Below are 10,172 nucleotides of genomic sequence, written 5' to 3'. Positions count from 1 at the left end.
AACCCAACGCTGAGCCCGAGCCCGAGCCCGAGTCATGGGCCTCAGAACCCGCCGCTGCTCCCGAGCCCGACGCCCACGCCTTGCCCGAAGAGTCGGCACCCCAGCCCTCCGCAGACGCGGCCGAAGATGCGCCTGAGCCTGCCGCATCGGCGCCGGACGCGGCATCCGTCCCCCCGCCGACCGACCACGAGGATGCCGACTCCGTCCACTGGGCCGACGCCCGCCACGACGAAGGAGGCGACCGATGAGCCTCACCGCCGCGACACGCTCCGAGACCACGAAGCTGTTCTCGACCAGCATCTGGTGGATCCTCGCGATCGTCCTCTTCGTCTACGTCGCCTTCACCGCAGCGGCGCTGGGCTTCGTCTTCGCCGCGGCGGCGACGGGCTCGCTTCCGGGCGACGCGCCCCCGCTTCCCGAGGAGGGCCTCGCGGCGACGCTGTACAGCACGGCCACCGCCGTCGGCTACGTCTTCCCTCTCCTCGTCGGCACGCTCATGGTGACCGCCGAGTTCCGCCACAAGACGCTGACGCCGACGTTCCTTGCGACGCCGCGACGGGGCCGGGTGCTCGCCGCGAAGCTCGCGGTCGGCGTACTCATCGGCGTGGTGCTCGGCGTGATCGGCATCGCCGCGGCCGTCGGCACGTCGGCGGCGTTCCTCGCCGGCTTCGGCCTCGGCACCGAGATCACCTCGATCGACACCTGGACGATGCTGGGACGGATGCTGCTGGCCTACGTCCTCTGGACGCTCATCGGCGTCGGAGTCGGCGCCCTGGTGCGCAACCAGGTCGGCGCGATCGTCGGCGTGCTGGTCTTCACGCAGTTCGTCGAGCCGATCGGCCGCACGGCGGCCGCCTTCGTCGAGGGACTCTCGGACTTCACGCGCTTCCTGCCCGGCGCCGCGAGCGATGCCCTCGTCGGCGCGAGCGTGCTCGCGGCGAGCATGCCGCAGGGCTCGTCGGAACCGCTCGAGTGGTGGGTGGGCGGCCTCGTGCTGCTCGGCTACGCCGTGGTGTTCGTGGTGCTCGGCCACCTGGTGAGCTGGCGCCGCGACGTCAGCTGAGTGTCCCGGGGGCGATGTCCGGACAACGCCGGATCCGCGGCCCCAAAACCCGCAACTCCCGGACCGCACCCGCGCGACAGCCGGTGCCCGGGGGCGATGTCCGGACAACGCCGGATCCGCGGCCCCAAAACCCGCAACTCCCGGACCGCACCCGCGCGACAGCCGGCGCCGGGGGCCGATGTCCGGACAACGCCGAAACCTGGCGATGGGAGCGGCTGTACCTGGAGACCGGCCGGCCGAACCGAACAGAACCGGCCGAACCGCGAACCAGGACCGGTCAGACAGCGGGGGCGGGCGCCGGTGCCTTCTTCTTGCGCGGCTTCTTGTCGGGCACGACGGGGATGTTGCCCGTCTCGGCCGCGATCTCGACGACATCCGCGGGCTCAGCGGCGACCTCGACGCGCAGCGCCTGCACGAGAGCGAGGCCGTGGCGGGTCGTGAGGATAATCCGCTGGAACTCGGGGTGCCCCTCGAGGTCGATCACGACGCTCGGGCGGCGACGGCGGATCAGGGCGAAGTCCTCGCCACCCGCGGAGCGCCACGTGCCCAAGGCGACGATGCCGCGCACGTGCGTGCCTGGATTCGGAATGCCGCGCAGCCAGGTCCATGCGTCGTCGGTGAGCTGCACCCGCGTGATCGTCGACCGCTCGATGACGACATTTCCCTTACGGAACGACAGTGCGCGCTCGGACCCCGACAGCACGACCTCGAGTCGCGTCGAGTCGAGCAGCAGCGTCACCATGCGACCAGTCTGCCAGCGGGTCGCCCCGGAACCGGTCTCATTTGCTTACGGGAGGGCAACGATCCGCGACCCCGACCCTCCTGCTCGGTGCGAGACTGGATCGGTGACCGTCGTGTCCCCCTCCGTCACCGCGCGTTCCGCAGCGGCCTCCCCCGCCGCCGTCGACGCAGCCCTCGCGCGCGCCGCAGCGGGCGATCGGCTCGCCACGGCCGACGTCGAGGCGCTGCTCGCCGCGACGGGCGAGCGCTTCGAAAGCCTGCTCGCGATCGCCGCGGACGTGCGGGATGCCGGGCTCGCGGCATCCGGTCGTCCCGGCGTGATCACCTACTCGCGCAAGGTGTTCGTGCCCTTGACGACGCTCTGCCGCGACCGCTGCCACTACTGCGTGTTCGTGGACACCCCCGGGCAGCTGCTCAAGAAGCACAAGCCCGCGTACATGTCGCCCGAGCAGGTGCTCGCCGTGGTGCGGCAGGGGCAGGCGATGGGCTGCAAAGAGGTGCTGCTGACCCTGGGCGACCGGCCCGAGGAGCGCTGGCCCGAGGCGCGGGCGTGGCTCGACGAGCACGGGTTCGCCTCGACGATCGAGTACGTCGCGCACATCGCGCGCCTGGTGACCGCCGAGACGGGGCTCCTCGCGCACGCCAACCCCGGCGTCATGAGCGCGGAAGAGCTGCGGATGCTGCGGCCCGTCGCGCCGTCGATGGGCATGATGCTCGAGACGACCTCGCGCCGGCTGTTCGAGGAGCCGGGCCAGGTGCACTACGGCTCGCCCGACAAGGATCCGGCCGTGCGGCTCGAGGTGATCGATGCCGCGGGGCGCGAGCGCGTGCCCTTCACCACCGGCATCCTGGTCGGGATCGGCGAGACCGTGCACGACCGCGCCGAGTCGCTCGTCGCGATCCGCGACACGCACGAGCGGCACGTGATCGAGGGCCAGGGCCACGTGCAGGAGGTGATCGTGCAGAACTTCCGCGCGAAGCCCCGCACCGCGATGCAGAGCGCGCCCGACGCCGATCTGCTCGAGTACGTCGCCGCGGTGGCGGTGGCTCGGCTCGTCATGGGACCCCGCATGCGGATCCAGGTGCCGCCGAACCTCTCGGATGCCACGGAGTTCGGCCTGCTCGTGCGCGCCGGGGCGGACGACTGGGGCGGCGTCTCGCCGCTCACCGCCGACCACGTCAACCCCGAGCGCCCGTGGCCGCACCTCGACGACCTCGCCCGAATGACGGCGGAGCTCGGCTTCGAGCTGCGCGAGCGCCTGACCGCGCAGCCCGAGTTCGTCCTCGCCGCCGAGACCTGGATCGATCCCGGCCTGAGCCCGGCCGTCGCCGCGCTCGCCGACCCCGAGACCGGCCTGGCCGCCGCCCCGAGCCGTGTGCCGGGTACAGGCGTTTCGTCTTCGGGCGCCAGAGCGCCCTTCGCTCAACGACCGGCACCTGACGCCCGGTCGTTGAGCGAGCGAGGAACGAGCGAGCCGAAACGTCCGCAACCCGGCCACGCCGCCGTGGGGGCGGACATCCGCCGCCTGGCCGAGACCGCCGCGGGAGACCCCCTCGCCCTCGACGACTCCGAGTGGGTCGCGCTCCTGGAGGCGACGGGCGACGATCTCGTCGTCGTCGCCGCCACCGCCGACGACGTGCGCCGCTACACCGTGGGCGAGGCGATCACGCTCGTCGTCAACCGCAACCTCACGTCATCCGGGCTGCGCGCCGCCGCCACCGACGACCCCGCGACCTTCACGCTCGACGACGTCGGTGCGATCGCCGCCGACGCCTGGGACCTCGGCGCCACCGAGCTCTGCGTGCAGGGGCTCCTGCCGCCGGAGCAGCACCCCTCGGGCTATCTCGACATCGCGCGTGCCGTGAAAGCCGCGGCCCCCGGCATCCACCTTCACGCCTACCGTCCGCAGGATGTGCGCGATCTCGCCGACCGCTCCGGCATCGGGCTGGACGCCGCCTTGGCCGCACTGCGCGACGCCGGCGTCGACACCGTGCCCGGCACGGGCGTCAAGGTGCTGAGCGAGCGCGTCCGCGGCCTCGTCGCCCCCGGCGACCTCGAGATCGACCGTTGGATCGAGGGCATCACGGCCGCCCACCGCGCCGGCTTCCGCTCGACGAGCGTGCTCTTCTACGGGCACGTCGAGACCGCCGCCGAGCGCATCGCACATCTGCGGCGACTGCGCGAGATCCAGGGCGCTTCGACAAGCTCAGCGACCGGAAGCGGGGCAGCGACCGGGGGCGGCTCGGCGACCGGAGGCGGCTCAGCGACCGGAAGCGGCGCAGGGGCGGGCGGCGGCTTCAGCGAGTTCGTGCCCATCCCGCTGCCCGGTCCCGCGGGCGGCGTGCCGCTCGTCGCGGGGCGGGCGCCGCTGGACGAGCACCGGGCGATGGTGGCCGTCTCGCGACTGCTGCTGTCGGGCAGCATCCCGCACGTGCAGATCCCGTGGACGCGCGTGGGGCGCGAGGCATCCGTCGTCCTGCTGCAGTCCGGGGGCGACGACCTGGGCGGCACGCTCCTCGACGGCCGCGTCAAGCCCGAGGCGGGCATCGAGCACGGCCTCGAACTGCCGATGACGGATGCCGCCGCCATCGCCGCCCGCATGTTCCGGCCGTTCCGCCAGCGCACCACGACGTACGGCCAGGCGTCGCGATGACGCGCGTCGAGGTCGCGATCGTCGGCGCCGGGTTCGCGGGCATCGGCATGGCGATGGCGCTGCGTCGAGCAGGCCGCGAGGACTTCGTCGTGCTCGAGCGCGGCGCATCCGTCGGCGGAACATGGCGCGACAACACCTACCCCGGCGTCGCCTGCGATGTGCCGTCGCACCTGTACGGCTTCGCCGCGCACCCGAACCCGTCGTGGTCGGGCACGTACGCGAAGGGCGCCGAGATCCACTCCTACCTCGAGCACGTCGTCGACGTCGAGGGCCTGGGCGACCGGCTTCGCCTGCGCACGGCGATGCGGGGCGCCGAATGGGATGCCGGGCACGCTGTCTGGCGGATCGCCACGTCGCCCGCAGGGGCGCCTCATCAGCCCCGCGGGCGCCACGGCGCGCCCTCCGGACGCGAGGGCGAGACCGAGGACGACGTCATCGTCGCCGACGTGCTCGTGCTCGCGTGCGGGCGGCTCACGGAGCCGACGATCCCCCGGATCGCCGGCCTCGAGCAGTTCCCGGGGCCGCTGTTCCACTCGGCGCGATGGGATCACGCCGCAGACCTCACCGGCGCACGCGTCGGCGTCGTGGGCACTGGGGCCAGCGCCGTCCAGATCGTGCCCGAGCTCGCGCGCGCAGCGGCCCATGTCACGCTGTTCCAGCGCACGCCCGCATGGATCGTGCCGCGCGGAGGGGACGCGTACTCCGACGCCGACCGCGCCCGATTCGTCACGGACCCCGCGTCGCTCGAGGCGCTGCGAGACGATCTGTATGCCGAGGGCGAGGCGCGCTTCGCGTCGCGCTCGGGCGATTCCGCCGCCGCGGCGGAGGCCGAGGCCGTGGCGCTCGCGCACCTCGAACGACAGGTCGCCGACCCCGCGCTGCGCGCCGCGCTCACCCCTGACTACGCGTTCGGGTGCAAGCGCGTGCTGCTCTCGGACGAGTTCTACCCCGCTGTGGCATCCGACGCCGTGTCGCTCGTGCCGGCCGCACTCGCCGCCGTGGAGGGCTCGACACTCATCGCCTCCGACGGCACGCGTCACGAGATGGATGCGCTCGTCCTCGCGACCGGCTTCGCCTCGACCCGCCAGCCCTACGCGGAGCTCGTCGCGGGTGAGCACGGCCAGACGCTCGCCGAGCACTGGTCGGGCGGGATGACGGCGTTCGCCTCGACCGTCGTCGCGGGCTTCCCCAACCTCTTCGTGCTCAACGGCCCGAACGCCTCGCTGGGTCATTCGTCGTCCGTGCTCATGATCGAGGAGCAGGCGGGCTACGTCACCCGCGTGCTCGACGACCGCTCGGGACGGGTGCTTCGCGTCGATCCCGACGCGGAACGGCAGTACTCCGAGGAGATCGCGCGGGCGGCGGCATCCACTCGCTGGATGACCGGCGGATGCCGCAACTGGTACGTCGACGAGCGCTCGGGCCGGCTCGCCCTGCTGTGGCCCGGCACGGTGGACGCCTTCCGCGAGCGGCTCGCCCGGGCCGACGGCACGGAGTTCCTGCCCGCAGCCGATGACGCACACAGCCGCCGGGAGGACCCCGGCCCGCGCCCCGCTCGCGAACCTGCTCTCGAAGGGAGCCCCGCATGACCGTTCCGCTGCGCTTCGGATACAAGGCGTCCGCCGAGCAGTTCGGCCCCGCCGAGCTGCTCGACTACGCCGTACAGGCCGAGGAGGCCGGGTTCGACTCGGTCTTCATCTCGGACCACCTGCAGCCGTGGCTGCACGAGGGCGGCCACGCTCCGGCATCCGTTCCCTGGCTCGGCGCCCTAGGCGCGAAGACCTCGCGCGTGCTCATCGGCACGTCCGTGCTGACACCGACGTTCCGGTACAACCCCACCGTCGTCGCGCAGGACTTCGCGACCCTCGGGGTGATGTACCCGGGGCGCGTGATCCTCGGCGTCGGCACCGGCGAGGCGCTCAACGAGGCCAACCTCGGCATCGCCTGGCCCGACCCGCCCGAGCGGTTCCAGCGGCTCAAAGAGGCGATCGGCCTCATCCGCCGGCTGTGGTCTGAGGACCGTGTCAACTTCGACGGCACCTACTACCACGCCCGCAACATCACGATCTACGACAAGCTGCCGGAGCCCGTGCCGATCTACATCGGCGCCGCCGGCCCGGCCGCGACGCGCCTCGCCGGACGCATCGCGGACGGGTTCATCACGACGTCGGGCAAGAAGCGCGAGCTGTATACCGACACGCTGCTGCCCGCGCTCGACGAAGGGCTGTCGAAGGCCGGGCGCACGCGCGACGACCTGGACACGCTCATCGAGGTGAAGGTGTCGCTCGATGCGACCCTCGAGGCCGCACAGGAGAAGACGCGGTTCTGGGCGCCGCTCGCCCTCAGCCCCGAGGAGAAGATGGGCGTCGACGACCCGATCGAGATGCAGCGCCTCGGCGAGCAGCTCCCGATCGAGCGCGCCGCCTCGCGGTTCATCGTGTCGGACGACCCCGACGAGCACGTCGAGCGCATCGCGTGGTACATCGAGCTCGGCTTCCGTCACCTCGTCTTCCACGACCCGGGCCACGACCAGAGTGCGTTCCTGGGGCTGTACGGCGAGGAGATCCTGCCGCGCCTGCGCGCGCGGTTCGGCGCGTGAGCCTGCTGTTCGGGCGGCGTCGGCGGCAGGACTCCACGGAATCGGTGTCGCCGTCGTCGCGCCCGGGCCCTCTCGCCGATACGGATACCGAGTCCGTGGCGTTTCGCCACGCCCGCTGGGTCGTCGTGGTGCCGGTCAAGCCGTCGGCGCGTGCCAAGTCGCGGCTCGAGGTCCCCGGTGTCGGCCGTGCCGACCTCGCGCGCGCGATCGCCCTCGACACCCTCGCGGCCGCGACGGCGTGCGAGCTCGTCGCGCAGGTGGTGGTCGTCACCGACGACGCCGCGCTCGCGCGCGAAGCGGCGATGATCCCGGCGCTGCGGTTCGTTCCCGAGGGCGACGCGTGCGGGCTCGATGCCGCGGTGGCGGTGGGCGTGGCCGCCATCGATCCGCAGGGACGGATGCCGCGCGCCGCCCTGCTCGGCGACCTCCCGGCCCTCCGACCCGCCGATCTCGCCGGCGCGCTGCGGGCCGCGGCATCCGTCGATCGCGCCGTCGTGCCAGACGCGGAGGGCACCGGATCGACCCTTGTCACCGCGGCGGCAGGGATGGCGTGGACGTCGTCGTTCGGCGACGGCTCGTTCGCGCGTCACGTCGCGCTGGGGTGCGCGGCGCTGACGATTCCGGATGCCTCCACCCTGCGCCGCGACGTCGACACCGCCGCCCAGCTCGAGGCCGCCCGCGCGCTGGGCCTGGGCCCGCGCACCGCCGCGCTGCTCGCCTGACCCGTCCCCCAGCCTCGCCCTCGCCCTCCCGGGCCGTTCGGGTGCCACGAGTTGCGGCATCCCACACGCCCGTACCGCGTGTCATGACCCCGAACGCCCTCTGCCTCGGCTCGAGGTGCCACGACACGCAGTCTTGCGGGCGCTGAAGCGACGATGTGCGACACGCGAAGCGCGAGCCCGACCGGCGGGCCTCGGTAGCCTGGGCGGATGAGCGACTACGAGGTGCTGGAGATCGGCGGGCTCGACGAGTGGCGGGCGCACTACGGCGGGTTCCGGCCCGACAGCTCCCGAGACGGTCGCCGCGTGATCGACCACGAGCTGACCATGCAGTACATCGGCATGACCGCGAACGCGTACGAGCCGGGTGAGGAAGCGGGCTACTGGCACGTGCACTCGCGCGTCGAGGAGGTCTACGTGTTCCTGGCCGGCCGCGGCCAGATGGCACTCGACGACGACATCGTCGACGTAGGTCCCGGCACCGTGGTGCGCGTGGGCCAGGGCATGCTGCGCACGTGGCGCGCGCTGCCCGACAGCCCCGAGCAGCTGCGGTGGCTGTGCATCCGCGCCGGCGGCCGCGAGCTGCCCCAGTTGCCCGACGACAGCCAGCGCGCCCCCGACCGCCCCTCGCCCTGGACGTGAGGCGGGTCAGCCGACGAGCAGGTAGACAGCGCCGACGATCGTGAAGGCGATCACGAGCTTCTCGAACACGGACTGGGGCATGCGGTCCGCGATCCAGCGGCCGAGGAAGGCGGACGCCACGACGAGCGGCACGAGCACGAGGTCGATGAGCAGCCCGGGCACCGTGATGATGCCGATGCCGATCGAGAACGGCACCTTGAACAGGTTGACGATCGCGAAGAACCACGCCGCGGTGCCGAGGAACGCCTTCACCTCGAAGCGCGCCGCGAGGAAGTACATCGACATCACCGGGCCGGCCGCGTTCGCGACCATCGTGGTGAATCCTCCGAGCGAGCCGTAGGTCGCGGCGGCGATCCGGTGTGGTCCGCCGGTGTCGACCTGCGACGCGAACCGGCGGCGCAGGAGGGTGACCGCGATCACGGCGAGGAGGATCACGCCGATCGACTTCTTCACCCAGAAATCGTCGGCGAACCACAGGAACACCACGCCGAGCAGCACCCCGACCACGACGGCCGGCGCGAGTCGCAGGAGCGTTCGCCGGTCCGCGTGCCGGCGATACATCGTGACGGCGAAGATGTCGGCGACGATCAGGAGCAGCAGCAGGATCCCGGTCGACTGCTTCGCCGGCAGCACCGCGGCGAAGATCGCGACGGCGATGGTGCCGGCTCCGGGGACGGCGGTCTTCGACAGGCCCACGACGACGGCGCCGAGGGCGAGCAGCGCCCAGGCCCACCACGCGAGGTCGGGCACGTCAGCGCGCTCGGCCGTCGGGCGGCGCGGCCGCGAGCGCGGCCTCTGCGAGCGCGGTCTGGCGCGCGGCATCCGTCATCCACAGCGGACGGACGAGCGGACGGATGCCGAGCCCGGCCACCTCGCCGGCGGCGGCCTCGTCCTCTTCGGCGATGAGCCAGGCGTCGAGCAGCCCGCCGTCGGCGCGGGCACCGTAGAGCCCGGCGACCGCGGCGGCGGAGGTCTCGACCCCGATCGCGGTGAGGCACACGTCGGCCATGCCGCGCACGACCTTGCCGCCGATGATGGGCGAGATGCCGACGATCGGCGCGACCGTTGCCCGGAGCGCCTCCCGCACGCCCGGGACCGCGAGGATCGGGCCGATCGACACGACCGGGTTGGAGGGAGCGAAGAGCACCACGTCCGCTTCCGCGATCGCCTCGGCGACGCCCGGAGCGGGTTCGGCGGCGTCGATACCCGGATTCTCGAAGCGGGCGGGCGCGAGCGTCGCGCGGTGCCGCGTCCACCACTCCTGGAAGTGCAGCCGCGCGCCGTCCTCGAGCACCACCACGGTGTCGACTTCGGTGTCGGTCATCGGCAGCAGCCGTGCGCCGAGGTCCCAGCGATGCGACATCCGCTCCAGCACCTGCGTCGGCGTGAGCCCGTCGCGCAGCCAGCCGGTGCGGGCGAGATGCGTGCCGAGATCGAGGTCGCCGAGGGTGAACCACGGCCAGCCGGCGCCCCACTCCTGCAGCTCGTGGTTGACGCGCTCACTGTCGCCCTGACGGCCCCAGCCCCGCTCGGCGTCGTTCACGCCGGCGAGGGCATAGGTGATCGAGTCGACGTCGGGCTGGAGGCGTACACCCGACAGCCAGAGGTCGTCGCCGGTGTTGACGATGACGCTGAGCGCTGCCGCGGTGTCGTCGAGGCCCCGCGCGCGCAGTGCGCCGCGGACGCCCAGCACGAAGCGTGAGCCGCCGACTCCGCCCGCGAGCACGACGATGCGGGGTGTGCCGGTCATGCGG

General features: G+C 72.7%; 9 protein-coding genes and 1 pseudogene. 7 read left to right on the top strand and 3 right to left on the bottom strand.

Going from position 1 to position 10,172, the window contains the following annotated elements:
• A pseudogene (locus tag B2K11_RS20420) lies at positions 1-248 on the top strand (hypothetical protein); the annotation flags it as partial.
• Positions 245-1,063 carry an ABC transporter permease gene (locus B2K11_RS03835; RefSeq protein WP_163616954.1) on the top strand — a complete coding sequence of 273 codons (819 nt, stop codon included), beginning with the start codon at positions 245-247 and terminating at the stop codon, positions 1,061-1,063. The pseudogene B2K11_RS20420 and the gene B2K11_RS03835, both read left to right, overlap by 4 nt.
• A gap of 277 nt (positions 1,064-1,340) precedes the next feature.
• On the opposite strand, the gene B2K11_RS03830 is transcribed toward B2K11_RS03835, so the two are convergent.
• Positions 1,341-1,805, bottom strand: a complete 465-nt coding sequence (locus B2K11_RS03830; protein ID WP_163616953.1) for a hypothetical protein — start codon at positions 1,803-1,805, stop codon at positions 1,341-1,343.
• 103 nt (positions 1,806-1,908) lie between these two features.
• On the opposite strand from B2K11_RS03830, the gene cofG reads away from it, so the two are divergent.
• The 5 genes from cofG to B2K11_RS03805 all read left to right on the top strand — a co-directional run bounded on the left by cofG (position 1,909) and on the right by B2K11_RS03805 (position 8,418).
• Positions 1,909-4,458, top strand: coding sequence for a 7,8-didemethyl-8-hydroxy-5-deazariboflavin synthase CofG (cofG, locus tag B2K11_RS03825; protein WP_239525696.1), 2,550 nt, complete (start codon positions 1,909-1,911; stop codon positions 4,456-4,458).
• Positions 4,455-6,047 carry an NAD(P)/FAD-dependent oxidoreductase gene (locus B2K11_RS03820; RefSeq protein ID WP_163616951.1) on the top strand — a complete coding sequence of 531 codons (1,593 nt, stop codon included), beginning with the start codon at positions 4,455-4,457 and terminating at the stop codon, positions 6,045-6,047. Before cofG ends, B2K11_RS03820 begins: the two co-directional genes overlap by 4 nt.
• Complete coding sequence (gene fgd / locus B2K11_RS03815; RefSeq protein ID WP_163616950.1) at positions 6,044-7,057, top strand: glucose-6-phosphate dehydrogenase (coenzyme-F420); 1,014 nt, start codon at positions 6,044-6,046, stop codon at positions 7,055-7,057. The genes B2K11_RS03820 and fgd overlap by 4 nt, the downstream gene beginning before the upstream one ends.
• Positions 7,058-7,152: 95 nt before the next feature.
• Entirely contained in the window at positions 7,153-7,779 is a 627-nt protein-coding gene (gene cofC, locus B2K11_RS03810) for a 2-phospho-L-lactate guanylyltransferase (RefSeq protein WP_239525694.1), read from the top strand.
• 207 nt (positions 7,780-7,986) lie between these two features.
• Complete coding sequence (locus tag B2K11_RS03805; protein WP_163616948.1) at positions 7,987-8,418, top strand: cupin domain-containing protein; 432 nt, start codon at positions 7,987-7,989, stop codon at positions 8,416-8,418.
• Positions 8,419-8,424: 6 nt separating this feature from the next.
• On the opposite strand, the gene B2K11_RS03800 is transcribed toward B2K11_RS03805, so the two are convergent.
• Positions 8,425-9,168, bottom strand: a complete 744-nt coding sequence (locus B2K11_RS03800) for a sulfite exporter TauE/SafE family protein (RefSeq protein ID WP_239525692.1) — start codon at positions 9,166-9,168, stop codon at positions 8,425-8,427.
• A gap of 1 nt (position 9,169) precedes the next feature.
• Complete coding sequence (cofD, locus tag B2K11_RS03795; RefSeq protein ID WP_163616946.1) at positions 9,170-10,168, bottom strand: 2-phospho-L-lactate transferase; 999 nt, start codon at positions 10,166-10,168, stop codon at positions 9,170-9,172.
• Positions 10,169-10,172 lie beyond the last annotated feature (4 nt).

This window comes from Microbacterium sp. B35-30, assembly GCF_010634855.1.
Taxonomy (GTDB): Bacteria; Actinomycetota; Actinomycetes; order Actinomycetales; family Microbacteriaceae; genus Microbacterium.
The sequence above is the reverse complement of the archived record's forward strand: the minus strand, read 5'-3'. Positions and strand labels throughout refer to the sequence as shown.

Coding starts and splice junctions, on each gene's coding strand:
- B2K11_RS03830 (WP_163616953.1), bottom strand. CDS start 1,805: ATGGTGACGCTGCTGCTCGACTCGACGCGACTCGAGGTCGTGCTGTCG.
- cofD (WP_163616946.1), bottom strand. CDS start 10,168: ATGACCGGCACACCCCGCATCGTCGTGCTCGCGGGCGGAGTCGGCGGC.
- B2K11_RS03805 (WP_163616948.1), top strand. CDS start 7,987: ATGAGCGACTACGAGGTGCTGGAGATCGGCGGGCTCGACGAGTGGCGG.
- B2K11_RS03820 (WP_163616951.1), top strand. CDS start 4,455: ATGACGCGCGTCGAGGTCGCGATCGTCGGCGCCGGGTTCGCGGGCATC.
- B2K11_RS03835 (WP_163616954.1), top strand. CDS start 245: ATGAGCCTCACCGCCGCGACACGCTCCGAGACCACGAAGCTGTTCTCG.
- fgd (WP_163616950.1), top strand. CDS start 6,044: ATGACCGTTCCGCTGCGCTTCGGATACAAGGCGTCCGCCGAGCAGTTC.